This window comes from Mumia zhuanghuii, assembly GCF_042681565.1.
Classification (GTDB): domain Bacteria; phylum Actinomycetota; class Actinomycetes; order Propionibacteriales; family Nocardioidaceae; genus Mumia.
The window spans coordinates 15,711-35,005 of the sequence record NZ_JBHUFT010000006.1 but is presented as its reverse complement, the minus strand read 5'-3'; the positions used below and the strand labels follow the sequence as shown (position 1 = coordinate 35,005).

General features: G+C 70.7%; 15 protein-coding genes. 10 read left to right on the top strand and 5 right to left on the bottom strand.

The window, feature by feature from the left end; all coding sequences use genetic code 11:
* The first annotated feature begins 25 nt into the window (after positions 1-25).
* The 4 genes from ACFSDF_RS07460 to ACFSDF_RS07445 are packed head-to-tail and all read left to right on the top strand — an operon-like array spanning position 26 to position 2,519.
* Positions 26-226, top strand: a complete 201-nt coding sequence (locus ACFSDF_RS07460; protein WP_377156920.1) for a hypothetical protein — start codon at positions 26-28, stop codon at positions 224-226.
* Positions 223-1,326, top strand: a complete 1,104-nt coding sequence (locus tag ACFSDF_RS07455; protein WP_377156918.1) for a glycerate kinase — start codon at positions 223-225, stop codon at positions 1,324-1,326. The genes ACFSDF_RS07460 and ACFSDF_RS07455 overlap by 4 nt, the downstream gene beginning before the upstream one ends.
* A gap of 9 nt (positions 1,327-1,335) precedes the next feature.
* Complete coding sequence (locus tag ACFSDF_RS07450; RefSeq protein WP_167005122.1) at positions 1,336-2,049, top strand: hypothetical protein; 714 nt, start codon at positions 1,336-1,338, stop codon at positions 2,047-2,049.
* A complete protein-coding gene (locus ACFSDF_RS07445) occupies positions 2,046-2,519 on the top strand; it encodes an RDD family protein (protein WP_167005119.1) in 474 nt (157 codons plus the stop codon). Before ACFSDF_RS07450 ends, ACFSDF_RS07445 begins: the two co-directional genes overlap by 4 nt.
* Before the next feature lie 33 nt (positions 2,520-2,552).
* Here ACFSDF_RS07445 and ACFSDF_RS07440 read toward each other — a convergent pair whose 3' ends face one another.
* Positions 2,553-3,047 carry a DUF2505 domain-containing protein gene (locus ACFSDF_RS07440; protein WP_167005117.1) on the bottom strand — a complete coding sequence of 165 codons (495 nt, stop codon included), beginning with the start codon at positions 3,045-3,047 and terminating at the stop codon, positions 2,553-2,555.
* A gap of 90 nt (positions 3,048-3,137) precedes the next feature.
* Between ACFSDF_RS07440 and ACFSDF_RS07435 the strand changes: the two genes are divergently transcribed.
* The 3 genes from ACFSDF_RS07435 to ACFSDF_RS07425 all read left to right on the top strand — a co-directional run bounded on the left by ACFSDF_RS07435 (position 3,138) and on the right by ACFSDF_RS07425 (position 10,007).
* Positions 3,138-7,907: an NAD-glutamate dehydrogenase gene (locus ACFSDF_RS07435; RefSeq protein WP_377156915.1), complete on the top strand. Its 4,770-nt coding sequence runs from the start codon at positions 3,138-3,140 to the stop codon at positions 7,905-7,907.
* Between the two features lie 85 nt (positions 7,908-7,992).
* The gene (locus ACFSDF_RS07430) at positions 7,993-8,895 is read left to right on the top strand and encodes an ABC transporter ATP-binding protein (protein WP_377156913.1); all 903 of its coding nucleotides are present in this window, start codon (positions 7,993-7,995) and stop codon (positions 8,893-8,895) included.
* Positions 8,892-10,007 carry an ABC transporter permease gene (locus ACFSDF_RS07425; protein WP_208322427.1) on the top strand — a complete coding sequence of 372 codons (1,116 nt, stop codon included), beginning with the start codon at positions 8,892-8,894 and terminating at the stop codon, positions 10,005-10,007. The genes ACFSDF_RS07430 and ACFSDF_RS07425 overlap by 4 nt, the downstream gene beginning before the upstream one ends.
* An 86-nt stretch (positions 10,008-10,093) precedes the next feature.
* Here the strand turns inward: ACFSDF_RS07425 and ACFSDF_RS07420 are convergent, their stop codons facing one another.
* Genes ACFSDF_RS07420 through ACFSDF_RS07405 form a run of 4 tightly spaced genes read right to left on the bottom strand, consistent with a single transcriptional unit; the run spans position 10,094 to position 14,601 of the window.
* Entirely contained in the window at positions 10,094-12,097 is a 2,004-nt protein-coding gene (locus ACFSDF_RS07420; protein ID WP_377156911.1) for a PspA/IM30 family protein, read from the bottom strand.
* 60 nt (positions 12,098-12,157) lie between these two features.
* Positions 12,158-12,916, bottom strand: a complete 759-nt coding sequence (locus ACFSDF_RS07415; protein ID WP_167005106.1) for an amino acid ABC transporter ATP-binding protein — start codon at positions 12,914-12,916, stop codon at positions 12,158-12,160.
* Positions 12,916-13,740, bottom strand: coding sequence for an amino acid ABC transporter permease (locus tag ACFSDF_RS07410; RefSeq protein ID WP_167005103.1), 825 nt, complete (start codon positions 13,738-13,740; stop codon positions 12,916-12,918). The genes ACFSDF_RS07415 and ACFSDF_RS07410 overlap by 1 nt, the downstream gene beginning before the upstream one ends.
* A 24-nt stretch (positions 13,741-13,764) precedes the next feature.
* Positions 13,765-14,601, bottom strand: a complete 837-nt coding sequence (locus tag ACFSDF_RS07405; RefSeq protein ID WP_167005100.1) for a transporter substrate-binding domain-containing protein — start codon at positions 14,599-14,601, stop codon at positions 13,765-13,767.
* Between the two features lie 204 nt (positions 14,602-14,805).
* On the opposite strand from ACFSDF_RS07405, the gene ACFSDF_RS07400 reads away from it, so the two are divergent.
* From ACFSDF_RS07400 to ACFSDF_RS07390, 3 genes are all read left to right on the top strand, one after another.
* Positions 14,806-15,711, top strand: a complete 906-nt coding sequence (locus ACFSDF_RS07400) for an NAD(P)H-binding protein (RefSeq protein ID WP_377156908.1) — start codon at positions 14,806-14,808, stop codon at positions 15,709-15,711.
* The gene (locus ACFSDF_RS07395) at positions 15,708-16,448 is read left to right on the top strand and encodes a CPBP family intramembrane glutamic endopeptidase (protein WP_377156906.1); all 741 of its coding nucleotides are present in this window, start codon (positions 15,708-15,710) and stop codon (positions 16,446-16,448) included. Before ACFSDF_RS07400 ends, ACFSDF_RS07395 begins: the two co-directional genes overlap by 4 nt.
* Positions 16,449-16,594: 146 nt before the next feature.
* Entirely contained in the window at positions 16,595-19,273 is a 2,679-nt protein-coding gene (locus ACFSDF_RS07390) for a M14 family zinc carboxypeptidase (RefSeq protein ID WP_167251721.1), read from the top strand.
* Positions 19,274-19,295 lie beyond the last annotated feature (22 nt).

Genomic DNA, 19,295 nt, shown 5'->3' with positions numbered 1-19,295 from the left:
GGGAGTGACCCGGGGGCGGGAAAGAGTGACCCGCGAGCGTCAGGGCGGCATGATGGGCGACGGGCACGTCGACTTCGCGGCGTTCACCCGCGCGGTCGCCGCGACCGGTTACGCCGGCGACGTGGAGGTCGAGATCGTCAACGCCGACGTATGGGCAGCAGCCGGGGAGGACGTGGTCGCGATGATGGCACGACACTACGCCGAGCTCGTCGAGCCGTACCTGTGACGCGGGTCCTCGTCGCGCCGGACAAGTTCAAGGGCTCGGCGGACGCGGCTGAGGTCGCGTCCGCGCTCGCCCGAGGCCTCCGTACGGCTGGGGCCGAGGCCGTGGAGCTACCCGTGGCCGACGGCGGCGACGGCACGGTCGCTGCCGCGCTCGCCGCGGGCTGGGCGCTGGAGACGGTCACCGTCAGCGGGCCGACCGGTGAGCCGGTGGCGACCACGTTCGCGCGCCGCGGCGTGGACGCGGTGGTCGAGATGGCGGACGCCTGCGGGATGCGGCGGCTCGACGGGCCGCTCGCGCCGATGGCGGCCAGTTCGCGCGGGCTCGGCGACGTGATCGCGGCCGCGATCGCGGACGGGGCCATGCGTGTCGTCGTCGGGATCGGCGGGAGCGCCTCGACCGACGGCGGCGCGGGCATGGTGAGCGCCCTCGGTGCGCGCGTGCGCGACGCAGCCGGGGCGCCGGTGCCCGCCGGGGGCGCAGGGCTGGCGGATGTCGCCTCCCTCGACCTCGACGGACTCGACCTGGCGGGCGTGACGCTCGAGGTCGCGTGCGACGTGGACAACCCGCTGACCGGACCCGAGGGTGCGGCGGCGGTCTACGCCCCGCAGAAGGGCGCCGACCTCGAGCAGGTCCGTACCCTCGATGCTGGACTCACCCGGTGGGCCGACGTCGTCGCGTCGACGACCGGACGCGACCTGCGCGACGCCGCGGGAGCTGGTGCTGCGGGCGGTGTCGGGTTCGCTGCGGTCGCGCTGCTCGGAGCCCGGCTGCGGTCGGGGGCCGATCTCGTGCTCGACCTCGTCGGCCTCGACGCGGCGCTCGACGAGGTCGACCTCGTGATCACCGGGGAGGGAGCGTTCGACGAGCAGACCCTGCGCGGCAAGGCGCCCGCGGTGGTCGCCGGACGGGCCCGGGCGCGTGGCGTGCCCGTCGTGGTCGTCTGCGGCCGGACGACGTTGTCGCCCGCTCGGGCCCGCGCCGAAGGGTTCGCCGAGGTGCTCGCGCTGACCGACCTCGAGAGCGATCCCGACCGGTGCATGGCCGACGCGCCGCAGCTGCTCGAACGCATGGGCCGCGCCGTGGGGGCGCGTTTCCTCTAGATTCGACTCGTGCAGGACCACGTCGTACGGCTCGTCGACCTGGCCGTCGGCGCGACCGTCGCCGTGGCGGTCCCTCTCGTCGGCGCGGCCCGAGCGCTCGCCCCGGGGGCGATCCATGTCGGGCGCCGCCTGGCGTACCCGCCGTTGGTCCCGCTCGAGCTCGCACCCGGCACCGTCGCGCGGCTGCTGGTCGTCCGCGGACGGGCGACGCGGCTGCTCGCGCAGGAGGTGCTGGTCCAGCGTGCCCGCGCCGCCGTGCCCGTCGTGGTCGACGAGGTGCTCGACCAGATCGACTTGACGCGGCTCGTGCTCAACCGTGTCGACCTCGCGCATGTCGTCGTCACCGCCCTGGACGAGCTGAACCTCACCGCCGTCGTGACCGAGCACGTGGACCTCGGCCAGGTCGTCAGCACCGCGCTCGACCAGCTCGATCTCACCGAGGTCGTCCTCGACCGTGTCGACCTCCAGCGCGTCGTCACGCACGTCCTCGACGGGCTCGACCTGACGGCGCTCGTGCGCGAGAGGGTCGACCTCGACGCCCTCGCCAACGAGGTGATCGACGACGTCGACCTCCCCGAGATCATCCGTGACTCCTCCAGCGGCATCGCTGCCGACCTCGTCATCGAGGCGCGTACGGGGGCGGCGACGGCCGACGAGGTCGTCGCGCGTGCCGTCGACCGGGTGCTCGTGTGGCGTCGTCGCCGCGAGGGCGGTCCGCGATGAGCCCGGCGGCGCATCCGGTCGGGCCGGGCGCGCAGCTGCAGGGGCAGCCCGCCGGCGTCGTGACGCGGGTGATCGCGGGCGGGCTCGACTACATGCTCGTGGGGCTGTGGTCGGCGGGGGTGTACGTCGGCGTGGCGGCGCTCAGCTTCCTCTACAACCCGGTCGAGTGGCAGTGGCCGCGATGGTCGTTCGGGGCGGTGCTGATCCTGGGGGCGCTGTCGATGGTGACCTATCTGACCGCGACGTGGGCCACGAGCGGCAAGACGCTCGGCGGTCAGGTGATGGGCACGCGGGTCGTACGGGACGGCGAGCGGGTGCACGTCCTGCGTGCGCTGGCCCGCGCGGTCGTCGTCGTGGCGTTCCCGATCGGGCTGTTCTGGTCGGCGGTCGACGTGCGCGCGCGGTCGGCGCAGGACCTCGTGATACGCACGTCGGTCGTCTACGCCTGGCGTACCGACGTCCGTCCCTGAGGCGCCGACGCACGGCGGTGACCGTACGGGCGGTCAGCCTTCGGCGAACCGCGCCTGGCCCGCCTCGGACTCCACGCGCAGGGCGGCGACGATGGCCTTCGCGACCTCGGGCTCGACCTTCCTGCCGATCAGCGGGATCTTGACCTTGAGGTCACCCTCGACGACCAGCTCGGCGCCCGATGCCGTCGGGTGGATCGCCATCGTGCCGTCCATCGACGCAGGCTGGCCCTTGATCGTCAGCCGGACGGTGCCAGCACGGGAGCCGTCTGCAGCGGCGGGGCCCCAGGTCTCGATCTGGCGGACCTCGACCGTGTCGCCGGTCAGCCGCTTGATGAAGTCCGGCATCTCCGCCGGCATCGTCCGGTCGATCTGGACCTGAACCTGGTCCTCCTGGTCGTCCACCGAGACCTCGTACGCGATGGCGTGCATCTTCTCGCACACCTCGGCACGGAACTCGTCGTCGCGGATGATCGAGAAGACCTGGTCGGGAGTGGCGCCGGGGTAGTCGGCGATCTCGTGCAGCCTCATGCCGGACATCATCGCAGGGAGCCTCGAGAATGGCGCCAAGTAGTGTGCAGAGAGTCACAACGATGTGCACGAAGGAGTCCGATCTTGTCCATGGAGGAAGGCGACCTGCCCCCCGACGTCACCGATGCGCTGGTGGAGGCCTACTACCAGCACGTCCCTGCCGAGGAGCGCAAGGAACGACCGCCAGAGGCGTTGAGGGGCGCGGCCACGAGCCACGCCCGGCTCGCCGCAGTCAGAGCGCCGGGGGAGACCCTGCTGAAGGTGTGGCAACCAGATGCCGACACCGACGGGTGGGATGCGCGGGGGCACCTGGTGCTCCAGGTCGTCACCGACGACCGTGCGTTCCTGGTCGACTCGACGACCGGGTTCCTGACGAGGGAGGGGTTCGGAGTCGACTGGCTCGTCCACCCGCAGCTCGAGGTGGTCCGCAACGGCGCGGGCCAGCTGGAGTCGGTCGGGATCGCCGGTGGCGAGTCCGCGCCGGGCGCGGTGCGCGAGTCGTGGATGTACCTCGAGCTCGACCGCAGCGACCGTCCCGACATCGAAGAGGTGATCAGCGAGGGCGTACGAAGGGTCCTGTACGACGTCGAGCTCGCCAACGATGACTGGGACCCGATGCGCTCGCGTGCGCACGAGATCGTCGCCGAGCTGCGGTCGACGCCGCCGGCCGGCATCTCTGCCGACGAGGCCGCCGAGGCGGCGCTGCTGCTGGGCTGGCTCGCGGACGACAACTTCACCTTCCTCGGCTATCGCGAGTACGACCTCGCGGGTGAGCCGGGCGACGAGAAGCTCCGCTCGGTCCCCGCCAGCGGGCTCGGGATCCTGCGCAACGAGCGGCGCGAGAGCGCATCCTTCTCCCGTCTCCCTCCGCGTTCGCGCGCGCGGGCGCGTGAGAAGACAGTGCTCGTCATCACCAAGGCCAACTCGCGCTCGACCGTGCACCGGACCAGGTATCTCGACTACATCGGCATCAAGACCTTCGACGCCTCCGGCGAGGTCGTGGGGGAGCGTCGCTTCCTCGGGCTGCTCGCGTCGTCGGCCTACACCGGCAGCATCACCCGCATCCCGATCCTCGACCGCAAGGTCGACGCGGTCATCTCTGGCCTCGGGTACGACGCCGACAGCCACGCGGCCAAGGAGATCCTCGACCTCCTCGAGACGTATCCGCGCGACGAGCTCTTCCAGATCCCGGTCGAAGGACTCTCGGAGATCGCCGAGGCGCTGATCCACCTCCAGGAGCGTCGCCACGTCCAGCTGTTCGTCCGGCGCGACCCGTACGACCGGTTCCTGTCGTGCCTCGTCTATCTCCCGCGCGACCGCTACACGACCAACGTCCGGCTCACCATCGAGGAGATGGTGGCCGAGCGGGTCGGCGGGGACCCGATGATCGACTACGGCGTGTGGGTGAGCGAGTCGCAGCTCGCCCGCGTCCACCTGGTCGTCCGCCCCCGCCCGGGCCAGGAGCTCGGCACCGTGGAGGCGGCGGAGCTGCAGGGTGAGGTCGCGGCCGCAATCCGGTCGTGGGAGGACTCGCTGGGAGCGGCCGTCGACCGGCGTTTCGGCGAGGCGAGCACGACCTCCGTCCTCGCTGGCTTCCGCGACGCGTTCCCTGCGGGCTACAAGGAGGACGTCGACGCGGCCGACGCGGTCGACGACGTCCTCGCCGCCCGCGAGCTGCTCAGTGGCGAGGACCAGATCGTCGTCCACGTCGAGCCCGACCCGCGGCACGACGACCCCCATCGGCTTCGTGTCCGGCTGTACACCCGCGAGCCCGCCGCGCTCACCGACCTGCTCCCCGCGTTCGCCTCGCACGGTGTCGACATCCTCGACGAGCGGCCGTACGAGCTGGCGACGAGCGAGCCGGTGTGGGTGTACTGGTTCCGGGCCCGCTCGCACGTGCTCACCGACGAGTCCGGCCGTACGCGGCTGACCGAGGCGTTCGCGGCGTGCTGGGACGGCCGCGCGGAGGTCGACGGGTTCAACCGGCTCGTCCTCGGTGCCGACCTCGACTGGCGCCAGGCCGTCGTCCTGCGGGCGTACGCACGCTATCTCCAGCAGGCGGGGACGCCGTTCAGCCTGGAGTCGATCCAGGCCGTGCTCCTGGCCGAGGCCGGCGTCGTCCGGCTCATCCTCGACCTGTTCCAGGCCCGCTTCGACCCCTCCGTCGACGACTCCCGCCGCGAGTCGCTGACCGAGGAGGTCGAGGCCGACCTGCGCGAGCGGCTCGAGGCGGTCGAGGGACTGGACACCGACCGCGTCCTGCGGTCGTACCGGACGCTGGTCCGCGCAACCGTACGCACGAGCTTCTACCAGCGCGACGAGGGCGGTCGCCCCCGGTCGTACGTGTCGTTCAAGCTGTCGCCGCGCGACATCGCCGACCTGCCCGAGCCGCGGCCCGCGCACGAGATCTTCTGCTACTCGCCGCGGGTCGAGGGTGTGCACCTGCGGTTCGGGGCCGTCGCGCGCGGCGGTCTGCGCTGGTCCGACCGGCGCGACGACTTCCGTACGGAGGTCCTCGGCCTGGTCAAGGCGCAGATGGTCAAGAACGCCGTCATCGTGCCGGTCGGGGCGAAGGGCGGCTTCTACTGCAAGCAGCTCCCCGATCCTGCCGATCGTGAGGCGTGGCTCGCCGAGGGCGTCGCCTGCTACAGGACGTTCATCTCGTCGATGCTCGATCTCACCGACAACCGCATCGGCGGCGAGGCGGTCCCGCCGCCGGACGTCGTCCGCCACGACGGCAACGACACCTACCTCGTCGTCGCCGCCGACAAGGGGACGGCGACGTTCTCCGACATCGCCAACCAGATCGCGGCCGACTACGGCTACTGGCTGGGCGACGCGTTCGCGTCGGGCGGCTCGGCGGGCTACGACCACAAGGCCATGGGCATCACCGCGCGTGGCGCGTGGGTGTCGGTCCAGCGGCACTTCCGCGAGATGGGCGTCGACTGCCAGCGCGAGGACTTCACCTGCGTCGGCATCGGCGACATGTCCGGCGACGTGTTCGGCAACGGGATGCTGCTGTCGGAGCACACGCGGCTGGTCGCCGCGTTCGACCACCGGCACATCTTCGTCGACCCCGACCCGGAGGCGGCACCGTCGTTCGAGGAGCGCAAGCGGTTGTTCGCCTTGTCGCGCTCGAGCTGGGCCGACTACGACGCGAGCCTCATCTCCGAGGGCGGCGGGGTGTTCCCCCGTACGGCTAAGTCGGTGCCGATCAGCGTGCAGATGCGCAAGGCGCTGGGGATCGATGACGACGTCACCGCGATGAGCCCGCCGGAGCTGCTCCGGGCGATCCTCATGGCACCGGTCGACCTGCTCTGGAACGGCGGCATCGGCACGTACGTCAAGGCGTCCTCTGAGTCGCACGCGGACGTCGGCGACAAGGCCAACAACGCCATCCGGGTCAACGGTGACCAGCTGCGCTGCAAGTGCGTCGGCGAGGGCGGCAACCTCGGCCTCACCCAGCTCGGGCGCATCGAGTACGCGTTGACGGGCGGTCGGATCAACACCGACTTCATCGACAACTCCGCCGGCGTCGACACGAGCGACCACGAGGTCAACATCAAGATCCTGCTCAACCAGGTCAGGGCGCGCGGCGACCTTTCCTCGCAGGAGCGCGACACCCTGCTCGCGTCGATGACCGACGAGGTCGCGCGGCTCGTCCTGACCGACAACTACGACCAGAACGTGTCGCTGGCGGGCTCGGTCGATGCCGCGGTCAGCCTGCTGCACGCGCACGCGAGCTGGGTCGCTCGGCTGGAGCGCGGGGGCTACCTCAACCGTGCCCTGGAGTTCCTGCCCGCCCCGAACCAGATCGCGGAGCGTCGCTCGCAGGGTGTCGGGATGACGGCGCCAGAGCTTGCCGTGCTGATGGCGTACACCAAGATCGTGCTCGAGGAGGAGCTGCTCACGTCCGACATCGCCGACGACCCGTACTACCGGGGGCACCTGTTCGGCTACTTCCCGAGCGCGCTGCGCCAGGAGTATCGCGCCGACATGGCCGAGCATCCCTTGCGCCGCGAGATCGTCGTGACCGCGATCGTCAACGAGATGGTGAACCGTGCGGGCATCTCGTACTTCCACCGGCTGTCGGGGGAGACGGGCTCCTCGGCTGCCGAGCTCGCACGAGCGCGCTCGATCGCCAGCGAGATCTGTGGCGAGGGGGCGCTGCTCGAGCGGGCGAGCCAGCTCGACAACGTGGTGCCGGCCGACGTGCAGGAGGTCATGCGCAGCGCGGTGCAGGCGCTCGTCGAGCGGACGTCGCGATGGCTGATCAACCACCGCCGGTTCGCCGACGTCGAGGGCAGCGTCGACTACTTCGGGACGGCGGTGCAGAGCCTGCTGCGCGACCTGCCCCGGCTGATGGTCGGTCGTGAGCATGCGCTGTGGCGGGGGAGGGCCGACGCGCTCGCCGATGCGCACGTCCCGACCGACGACGCGGAGACCTTCGCCGCGCTCGCGCCGGCCTACGGGGCGATCGAGATGGCCGACATCGCCCTGTCGACAGGGACGGTGGCGACGACCGTCGCGGAGCTGTTCTTCGAGCTCGGCGAGCAGCTCGGGCTGGATCGTCTGGCGCACCGCATCCAGGCGCTCCCTCGCGACGACAGGTGGCGCTCGATGGCCCGTGCCGCGCTGCGCGACGACCTGCTCGGCGTCCAAGGACAGCTTGCCCGCAAGGTGCTGAGCTCGACTGATCCCGAGTCGTCCGCGCACGACCGCGTGCAGGAGTGGGGCGCCACGGAGGCCTCGGTGCTCGAGCGTGCAGAGGAGACGCTCGAGGAGATCTGGGGGGAGGACACCCCGGATCTCGCGCGCCTCTCAGTCGGCCTCCGGGTCGTGCGCACGCTGCTCACGTGACGGGAGCGCGTGAAACGGGTTGACCCCGTCCCTTGCTCTATGGTTCATTACTTCAGTAATGAACCAATGATCAGAGGGTGGAGACATGGGGCTGAGAGTCGAGGCGCACGACCTCGCCAAGAAGTACGGCGAGGTACGTGCTGTCGACGGGATCACCTTCACCGTTGAGCCCGGGGAGTTCTTCGGACTCCTCGGGCCCAACGGTGCGGGCAAGACGACGACGCTGGAGATCCTGGAGGGCCTGCGCCGACCCGACGGGGGCCGGGCTCTCGTCGACGGGATGGACCCGGCGCGTCGCGACCCGCGGATCCTCGGGCGGATGGGGGTGCAGCTGCAGGCCTCGGCGTTCTTCGAGAAGCTGAGCGCGCGTGAGCAGCTCGACACGTTCGGCGCGTTGTACGGTGCGCCTGCCACGCGTACCGGCGAGCTGTTGGAGCTCGTCGGATTGACGGAGCAGGCGGCGATCCAGGCCGACAAGCTGTCCGGTGGCCAGAAGCAGCGGCTGTCCATCGCGTGCGCGCTCGTCAACGATCCCGATCTCGTCTTCCTCGACGAGCCGACGGCGGCGCTCGATCCGCAGGCGCGGCGCAACCTGTGGGACGTCCTCGCGCGCCTCAACGAGTCGGGGCGGACAGTCGTGCTCACGACGCACTACATGGACGAGGCGGAGATCCTGTGTGATCGGGTCGCGATCGTCGACCGCGGAAAGATCCTCTCGATCGACTCCCCGGCCGCGCTCGTACGAGGCCTCAACCTGCCCGTGCAGATCAGCCTCGCGCCGGGCACGCTCACCCCCGAGCAGGCCGCCGCCCTCCCGGGTGTGGAGTCCGCCGCGCTCGAGCAGTCCGCCGTACGGGTCTCGACCCGCCGGCCGGCGCTCGTCCTCACCGCCCTGGCCGAGCGTGATGCCCTCGAGGGCCTTTCGGTACGAGGCGCCACCCTCGAGGACGTCTTCCTCGACCTGACCGGACGGGAGTACCGCGCATGAGCGCCCCCACCACCGAGCGTCCGGCGAAGGCTGCCGCGGCACCCAGCCGCGGCCGGCCCTTCCGCAGCCTCGCGATCGCCATGGTCAAGGGATTCCTGCGTGACCGGATGGCGCTGTTCTGGGCCGTGGTCTTCCCGCTGATGTTCCTCTTCCTCTTCGGCGGTCTGCTCGGCGACGCCAGCGTCCCCCGCAGCGACGTCATCCAGGTCGGTGCCGTGCCGCTCCTGGACGACGCCGATGCGGCGACGCAGGCAGCGATCGACGAGACCCTCGACATCGAGGACGGCGACGACCGTGACGCGGCGATCGCCGAGGTCCGCAAGGGCGATGCCGACGCCGTCGTCACGATGGACGGCGACTCCCTCGTGCTGTGGTACTCGGCGGCCGACCAGGTCACCGCCGGCATCGTCCAGGGCACCTTCAACAACATCGTCCAGGCGGCCAACGCCGCCGCGTCGGGCCAGCCGCCGACGTACACGCTGGCGCCGGAGCAGGTCGAGGACGAGTCGCTCAGCGCGATCCAGTTCTTCACCCCGTCACTGCTCGGCTGGGCGATCGCGATGGGCGCGACGTTCGGGGCGGCCGCCAACCTCGTGCTGTGGCGACGCAACGGGCTGCTGCGCAGGCTCAGGCTGTCGCCGGTCCCGACCTACGCGGTGGTGGGCGCCCGGGTGGTGACCGCGCTGATGCTCGCCGGGATCCAGATGGTGATGTTCCTCGTCCCCGCGGTCGCGTTCATGGGGCTGGAGCTGACGGGCTGGTGGTGGATCTCGGTGCCGTTGCTCGCGGCGGCGACGCTCGCGTTCCTTGCGCTCGGCCTGCTCATCGGTTCGTTCAGCAAGACCGAGGAGGGGGCGACGGGCGCGGCGAACTTCGTCATCTTGCCGATGGCGTTCCTGTCGGGCTCGTTCTTCCCGCTGGACGGGGCTCCGGCGTGGATCGTGGCGCTCTCGAACGTGCTCCCGCTCAAGTGGGTCAACCAGGGCATGCTCGACGTGATGGTGCGCGGCGAGGGGCCGTCGGCCGTCGTCGTGCCGATCCTCGCGCTGCTCGCCTTTGCACTGGTGCTCGGAGCGCTCGCGACTCGGTTGTTCCGCTGGGAGAAGGCCTGAACCTAGCCGGAGTTGCGGACGCCGAGCCACGCCTCTTCGGTTGGCTCGGTGTCCGCAACCTTGGCTTGGTGAGCGTGCCGCGCCCGTCAGGGGGCGTCGTCGGAGTCCGTGGGTTCGCTCGGGCCGTTCGGGCGGGGCGCGCCGTTGCGCGGCGCCTCTGTACGGGGGCGCAGCGGGAACACTTGCGCGTCCTCTCCGAGGTCACGCGGGCCCGGCGGCTCGAGATAGCTCGGGTGCGTCGGACCCTGGTTCGGGTCGTACGCGATGTCGTACGCCGTCGGCACACCGGGCTGGTGAGCCTCGCGGGCGCGTCGAGCGCGACGGCGTGCCAGTGCGTCGCCCTCTTCGCGGAGCCGGTCTTCCTCGGACTTCGGGGCGGGCTCCGGGGCGTTGGGCACGGAGTCGAACCTGATCGCCGGATACTCGGCCGTCGGCAGCTCGTCCTCGTCGAGCGGCGGCAGCGGCGGCAGCGGGGCAATGTGTGCGAGCGCCGCCTGCGACCCGGTTGTGTCCGGCCGCGAGTCGTCGAAGACCGGGAGGTCGAAGCGTGTCTCCTCCTGCGCGCGTGCGAGCCGGTACGCCGCCTCGGTGTCCGCGATCCCCGCGAGCGGGTTGCCGCGCGGCATGGGATCGACCGAGGACAGCCGGACCTCGCTCGGCGGAGCCGGAGGCTCGGGATCGTCGTCCGGAGGCTCGGGCTCGGGCGCGGGCGCGGGATCCGGCGGCGGTGCCGGAGCAGGGGTGGGGACGGGGGTGGGCACCGGCCCGCTCCCGGTCACGGGCACGGTCGGCTCGTCGTCCGGCCCCTTGACCGGGACGTTCGCGCGTCGGCGGCCGGCGGGTCGTAAGGGCTCCGGCTCGGGCTCCACCACGAATGCCGGCTCGGGCTCCGGGGCGGGCTCGGGCGCTCGCTCTGGTTCGACCTCAGCCGCGGGTTCGGGCTCAGGTTCGGGTTCGGGCTCGGGCTCGAACACAGGCTCCGGCTCCGGCTCTGCCGCAGGCTCCGGCTCTGCCGCAGGCTCCGGCTCCGGCTCGGGTTCGACCTCAGCCGCGGGCTCGGGTTCGGGCACCGCTTCGGCCACGGGCTCGGCCACGGCTTCGGGCTCTGGCTCGGGTTCGACGTCAGCTGCGGGTTCCGGCTCGGGCACCGGTTCAACCGCGGGCTCCGGGTCGGGTTCGACCGGGGGCTCCGGCTCCGGTTCCGGCTCGACCGCGGGCTCGGGTTCGACCTCAGCCGCGACCTCGACCGCGACCTCGATCTCCGGCTCGTCGACATCGAGATCCGAGTCGTCGTGCTCCCGCGCCTGGGTGGCCAGCCGCTCGGCCTCGACTGCGAGCCGCTCGGCCGAAGCGGTCGCCCGTGCCGCCAGGGCCGCGACGAGCTCGTCCTCGTCCGGGCGCAGCATCTCGAGGCGCCGCTCGACCTCGCTGCGAACGCTCGGGTGAACACGGCCCGTGAAGCGGTCGTCGAGGTAGGACGGGCGGTCGGGCGCGTCGGACAGCCGCTCGTCCTCGCGGTGCAGCTTCAGCTCGAAGGTGGCGAGTTCGGTGTACGGGTCGAGCACGTCGGCGACCTCGTCGTCGAGGAGCCGGCCGTCCGCGGGCTCGACGTGACCGAGCTGACGCGCGCGGCGCTCCTCGATGATCGCCAGCTGGTCGCGCGCGAGCTCCAGCCCGTTGCGCAGGCGCTCGACGTACGACGCCATGGACGCGACGACCGAGACGGCGTCGGCGACCTCCTTCTCGGTGGCGAGCTGGCGCGCCAGTGCCGTACGGGCGAGGTCGTCGAAGACCGCGGCGCCACTGATGTTGCCCTCGATGCGCAGCTCCGAGGCGTGGTAGGCCGCGGTGGCCGCCTGGACGCCCCAGTCGTCGGCGGTCTGCTGGTCCTCGGCCCGGTCGTGCTCGGTCAGACGCTTCGCCGCGAGCGCACTCGCGAGCGTGTCCTCGGCCTCGGCGATCGTCGTCGCGAACGCCCGAGCAAGGGCGAGGAAGAGCGACTCCGGATCGGCGGAGTCGTCGATCAGCGTCGAGACGTCGGCCTGCGCGAGTGCGGTCACGCGGCCGAGAACGGACTGCTTCTCAGCCATGCTTCGTCTCAGCCATGCAGGGTCCTCCCAGGAGTCTGTCGAGGGTCGACTATCTCGCAATCAGCTCGGGCTGACGTGCGTGGGGTCGAGGACACGGCGCAGGAACTCCTTCGTGCGAGGCTCCTTCGGGCTCCCGATGACATCGTGCGGGGTGCCCTGCTCGACGATCACTCCACCGTCCATGAAGACGACACGGTCGGCAACCTCGCGCGCGAACGCCATCTCGTGCGTGACCACCAGCATTGTCATGCCCTCCTCGGCCAGCTTGCGCATGACCGTGAGGACCTCGCCCACCAGCTCCGGGTCGAGCGCCGAGGTGGGCTCGTCGAAGAGCATGAGGTTGGGCGCCATCGACAGCGCGCGGGCGATCGCGACGCGCTGCTGCTGCCCGCCCGACAGCTTCGCCGGGTAGGCGTCGTGCTTGTCGGTGAGCCCCACGCGGTCGAGGTTCTCCTCGGCGATCTTGCGGGCTTCCTTCTTGCCCCGCTTGAGCACCGTCTGCTGGGAGACCATGCAGTTGCTCAGCGCCGTGTGGTGCGGGAACAGGTTGAAGCTCTGGAACACCATGCCGATGTGCCGGCGGGCGGCGTCGATGTCGCAGTCGGGATCGGTGAGGTCCTCGCCGGCGACGAGGACCGTGCCGCTGCTCGGCTCCTCCAGCAGGTTGACACAGCGCAGCAGCGTCGACTTGCCGGAGCCCGACGGACCGATCACGCAGACCACCTCGCCGGGGGCGACCTCGAAGTCGATCCCGCGCAGGACGTGGTTGTCGCCGAAGGACTTGTGCAGGTCGCGGATCTCGACGAGTGCGTCGGACATCAACGTGCCTTTCCTGCGTTGGCCTCGAGCCGGCGGACCAGCATCGAGAGCGGGAGAGTGATGATGAGGTACGCGATGCCGGCGACGACCAGTGGCGTCACGTTGACGTTCTGGTTCGCCAGCTCGCGTCCGAACTTCGTGAGCTCGTAGTGCTCCTTGGACAGCCCGATGATGTAGACCAGCGACGAGTCCTTGACCAGCAAGATCAGCTCGTTGGTCAACGGCGGCAGCATCGTACGGAACGCCTGCGGGAGGACGACCTTGCGCATCGCCTGGCTGGACGTCATGCCGAGCGAGCGGGCGGCTTCGACCTGGCCCTTGGGGACGGCCTGGATGCCGCCGCGGATCGTCTCCGCGAGATAGGCGCTGCCGACGATGCCGAGGGCGAGCCAGACCGTGCCGTACGGGTCCCATGGGATGCGCATGCCCGGGAAGGCCAGCGGCAGCAGCGTGAAGACGAGGAAGACGATCAGCGCGGGCAGGCCGCGGAAGAACTCGATGTAGATGGTGGCGATCCACCGGTACGGGCCGATCTGCGAGAGCCGCATGATCGCGAAGATCGTACCGACGACGATGCCGAAGACGAAGGCGCCGAGGGTGTAGACGATCGTGTTGAAGAGCGCGTGGCCGAGCCCGCTCGTGATCGTCTTCTCGACGAGGTCGGGCCGGAAGAAGACGTCCTTGATCTGAGGCCAGTCCGCGAACAGCACGGCGGCGGCGATGAGCAGGACGAGGACGGTGTACTGGACGGCCCGGATCCGCTGAGCCCGCTTGCGCGGGCTCAGCGGACGACGGGTCGGAGCCAAGTCGGTGGGGGTGCTCATGGCTCCCTTACTGTGCCAGACGGATCAACGGGTCGACGGCTTGGTGCCGAAGTACTTCTCGTAGATCTCGTCGTACGTGCCGTCTTCCTTGGCGGTTGCGAGGACCTCGTTGAGGCGCTCGATGATCTTCTCGCCGTTGGCGTCCTTAGCCGCCGGGAAGCCGTACTGCTCGCCCGTGTCGAACTCCGTCGTCACCGCGGTGTCGGGGTTGTCCTTGGCGAAGTCGAACAGCACGCCGTTGTCGTTGATCGCGGCGTCGATCGAGCCCGCCTTGACGGCGTTGGCCTGCAGCGCCATGTCCTCGAACGTGACGACGCTGTAGCCGTTGGCCTCGGCATTCTCCTCGGCGTACATCGCGCCTGTGGTGTCCGTCTGGACGCCGATCTTCTTGCCCTTGAGCGCCGAGAGGTCCTCGATGCCCGAGTCGGCCTTGACGAGCAGGGCCTGGGTGGCGTCGAAGTACGGGTCGGAGATCGCGAGTGCACCGGCACGCTCGTCGGTGATCGTCATGGCGCCCATGCCGACGTCGCACTTGCCGGCCTTGAACGCGGCGCCGGAGGTGATCTGGGCCCAGTCGATGTCGACGACCTTGTGGTCGATGCCCATGTCGTCGGCCAGCAGCGCGAGCAGGTCGGTGTCGAAGCCGACGACCTCATCGCTGTCGTCGCGGTACTGGAACGGCTTGTAGGGAAGGTGCGTGCAGATCGTGAGCGTGTCGCCCTCCACGATCTTGATGCCGTCGACCTCCTTGCTCGCGTCGTCGCTGTCGTCACCGCCACAGGCGGCCATCGAGACGGTGAGCGCGAGTGCTCCGGCAGCGGCGGCGAACGCCCTGCTGAGGCCTCGTCCGGTGACCTTCATCGAAGTTGCTCCTTGAGCTCTGAGGGTTCACGAGACTGATCTCTCGTGAGGCTGATCTCGTAACGAAGGGGATGGTGCCACAAGAAGAGCACGAGATTGTTACGACGCCCAGAGATCGTTCTCGAAGGGTTACGGAGGGCGACGAGCGTGTCCGTGCCCGTTGACCCATGATCGAAGGCAGGCTGCCAACCAGGGGAGGGCGCGATGCGTGTACTCGTGACGGGAGCCACGGGATTCATCGGGCGCAGACTTGTCCCGTCGCTGGTCGCGGACGGGCACGAGGTGCTCGCGATGACCCGTCGGCCCGACACGTACGAGGGCGAGGGGACGGCCGTCTTCGGCGACGTGCACGACGCCGCCTCCCTGTCGCCCGCCCTGGAGGGCGTGGAGTCGGCGTACTACCTCGTCCACTCCCTCGGATCGGAGGACTTCGTCCGGCGTGATGCGCAGGCGGCGCGCGCGTTCGGTGAGGCGGCGGCCGCGGCCGGGGTCCGGCGCATCGTCTACCTGGGCGGGCTCGGCGACGACAGCGACGACCTCTCTCCCCATCTGCGCAGCCGGCGCGAGGTCGAGGGCCTGCTGGCGGAGGGCGGCGTCCCGGTCACGACGCTGCGTGCGGGGATCGTCGTCGGTCACGGCGGCATCTCGTGGGAGATGACGCGTCAGCTCGTCGAGCACCTGCCGGCGATGGTGACGCCGCGCTGGGTGAGCACACGGACGCAGCCGATCGCCGTGGACGACGTGATCCGCTACCTCGTCGGAGTGCTGAGCCTGCCCGAAGGCACCGACCGGGCGTACGAGATCGGCGGCCCGGACGTCCTCGCGTACGCGGCGATGATGCGCCGCCTCGCCGACATCGAGGGGCGCCATCCGGTGATCCTCCCGGTCCCGCTGCTCAGTCCGGGGCTCTCGGCGCTGTGGCTCGCCCTCGTCACCGACGTCGACACGCGGACGGGGCGTTCGCTGGTGGGCTCGATGGTCAACGAGGTCGTGGTCCGCGACGACGCCATCCGCGAGGTGGTGCCGTTCGAGCCGCTCGCGTACGACGAGGCGGTACGGCGGGCGCTCGCCGAGCGCGCCCGGGAGCAGGAGGACGGTGGGTCCTCGTGAGCGGCGGGGGACGGTGGGACCGTGTCCGAGCCCTGCTGCCGCGTGGGCTCGGGTACGTCGCCCGGGCCGCCGTCCCTGAGCCCGCGGAGGTGGTCCGTCGGCGTCGCCGTACGGTCGCCGCCGTGGGTGTCGCTGGTGCGGGCCTGCTCGGGGTGTCGCTCTCGACACGACCCGACTCGCCACAGTTCTACGGCCTGACCCTGGCGACGGCGGCGACCTGGACGACGGGCGCGCTGGCCTCGGGTCCCCTGCACCGGGGCTGGATCGAACGCCCGGACGCGCCGCAGCGGCGTCCCGTCGTGGTGCCGGTGCTGACCGGGGTCGGCGCGTTCGGCTGCTTCTACGCCGGTGCGCTGGTGGCGCAGCGCATCCCGGTCCTCGACGCGGCCGTGCGGCGGGTGCTGCGCTTCGCCGAGGGCAGCCCGCCGATGGTCGTGCTCACAACCCTCGCGAACGGCGCCGCCGAAGAGCTGTTCTTCCGCGGCGCTCTGTACGAGGCGGTGGGGCAGCGCCACCCCGTCCTCGTCTCGACCCTCGCCTACACCGCGACCACCGCCTCCTCCCGCAACCCGTCGCTCACGCTGGCCGGTGCGGTGATGGGGACACTGTTCGGGCTCCAGCGACGCGCCACCGGCGGGGTCCAGGCGTCGACGCTGACCCACCTCACGTGGTCGGCGCTGATGCTGCGATTCCTGCCGGCGCTGTTCCGGCGGCGCCGTTTCGGAGACGTTTCCTGACCGGACACCCGGTGAAGACCTGAATTCACCCCGCAGAGAGCACTCGCCGTCGGCGCGATTTCGCGGCAGAATCGGCCTATCCGTGCCGACGTGTCGTACGTCACAACGCGTCACACCGGCTCCGTCCCCTCCGGAGAGGATCCCCCGTGCGACACCTCCGCGTAGTCGGCCTCGCGGCGAGCGCCTCGCTCGTCGCGACCGCCCTGATGACGGCCCCCGCCGTCGCCGACCCGTCCCCTGTCTCCCCGTTCACCGAACGCTCGGCCAAGGAGCCGGCCGCCGCGGGCTCGCTCACCGCCAAGGCCGCGCGCAAGGCCGCGTCCGGCGAGGTCGCCGGCGACCCGCTGCGGATGCCGACGTCGTACCCGTACCAGCCGACGCTGAAGGTCTTCCCCGAGGCCGATCCCGACGCCGCCGACAGCGGCGACATGGTCCGGTACGACGACATCGCGCCGACCCTGAACGCGCTGATGGCGCAGTCGGACCGGATCTCAGCCCAGGTCGTCGGCCAGTCGACGCAGGGCCGCGACCTCTACCTCGTCACGGTCACCGCGCCCGAGAACCGCCGCGAGACCGCCCAGCAGACCGCGTGGCGCGACGAGATCAAGCAGGACCCGAAGGACGCCGCGAAGGACAGGCGCCTGGCACGGGACTACAAGACGCCGATCTGGATCAGCTCCAACATCCACGGCAACGAGTGGGAGGGCACGGACGCCTCCCTCCAGTACATCGAGCAGCTCGTGACCGCGCCCGAGAGCGAGGTCGGCGACCTCCTTGACGGACACCGGCTCTACTTCAGCCTCACGCTGAACCCCGACGGCCGGACGATCGGACAGCGGCCGACGGCGGTGAACCTCGACGCGAACCGCGACATGATCACCAACACGACGCCGGAGTCGACGTCGTTCATCAAGACCGCCGAGGCCGTCCAGGCGCTGTACGCCGCCGACTTCCACGGCTACACGAGCGTGCTGCAGATCGAGCCCTGCGGCCCGCCGCACGGCGACGACTACGAGTACGACCTCTTCATCCCGCACGCGTACGCGCTGTCCCTGCAGGTGGAGAAGGACGTGGTCGAGGCGCAGATCCCCGGCAACACCTACTACGACGTGACCACCGGCCGCGTCGTCCCGGAGGTCACTGGTCCGGAGAACGCGCACATCAAGATCCCGTACCGCGACACCCCGTCGGGCTGGGACGACTTCCCGCCGGTGTTCACCGCTCAGTACGCGGCGTTCTCCGGCGCGGTCACCGCGACCGTCGAGCTGCCGAAGTCGCGGCCGAACAGCAGCACCCAGACCCCGGCGAACGCCGTCATCAACACGGCGGTCGCACTCAAGACCATGCAGAGCCTCGTCGACTACGTGGAGAACAACGACGCCGCGATGCTCTCCGACCAGATCGAGTTCTTCCGCCGGGCGTCGGTCGGCGCCCCGCGCGAGGCGCTGACGACCGCGACCATCGCCGACGTCCCGGGCCCGCAGGAGTGGAAGGACGAGTGGGACGTCGCCGACGACCAGAACCCGGTGTCGTACCCGCGGGCGTTCGTGATCCCCATCGACGACGACCAGCGTTCGGTCTCTGACGCCCGTACGCTCGTCCGCGCGCTGCGCCTGCACGGCATCGAGGTCGGCCGGCTCGACCGCTCGGAACGGCTTGGCCGCACGACCTTCCGCAAGGGCACGTACGTCGTCGACCTGCACCAGCCCAAGCGCAACCTCGCGCACGCGCTGCTCGCTCCGGGAGCCGACATCTCGGCGAAGTTCCCGAGCATGTACGACATCTCGGCGTGGAGCTGGGGCTTCCTCTGGGGTGCTGACGTCGAGCCGGTCGGCACGACCGGAGTGGGAAGGCTGCCGAAGCTCCGGCCCGTCAGCGGCGACGCCGACGGCGACGTCCCGTCGAAGCGCGCGTACGTGACCTTCGACCTCGCCGGCGTCAACGACTACCGGGCGCTCAACGCGCTGCTCGAGGACGGCGTCGCCGTGTCGCAGCTCGCGGACGGCTCTGCCGTGGTTGGGTCCGACCGCGCCTCGTACGACGCGGTCGAGGACGTCGCCGAGGAGCTCGACGTCGACTTCGAGAAGGCCACCTCCGCGGAGGTGCGCCAGCTGAGCGACGGTACGGCCAAGGGGCTCGACGACCTGACGATCGGCTACACCGGCAACCAGGACGACCTGCTGTCGCTGACCCAGCTCGGGTTCGACGACCTGGTCCCGCTCACCGCCGCGACGCTCACGGCGACGCCGTCGCTGCTCGTCGACGTCGACGTGCTGTGGCTCGGGTCGGCGCTGAGCTTCAACGAGAGCCAGGCTGCGGGCGGCGCTGCCGTGACGGCATACGTCGACGCGGGCGGCAGCATCGTCGGTCGCGGCGCCGGCGCCTTCAACACGGCGCGGACCTTCGGCCTCGTCACGGGGACGGCGGTCGCCGGCAACGGCTCCGGCAACGGGATCGTCGCCGTCGACACCGTGGCCGCGGGCGTCCTGGCGCCGTACGCGCAGGCCCACTCGTTCGTCTATCCCGCGACGTGGTTCACGGGGCTGGGGGCAGAGGTCACGGTGGAGCAGACGTTCGACGCCACGACGCCGCTGATCGCCGGGCACTGGCGGCGCGGCGGTGCCGGCGGGACCACGCCGAACGGTCCGCAGGACGCCGCGGGCCAGCCGGCGGTCGTCTCGGCCGAAGCGGCGTCGGGCGCGAAGGCGTTCGTCTTCGGCACCTCGGTGTTCTTCCGGACGCACCCCAAGGGCGGGCAGAGCCAGGCGGCACGCGGCCTGTTCTGGGCAGCGCCCGAAGGTGAAGGCGTCGCGGCGCCGAGGTAGGACGACAGATCGAGCACCCGGG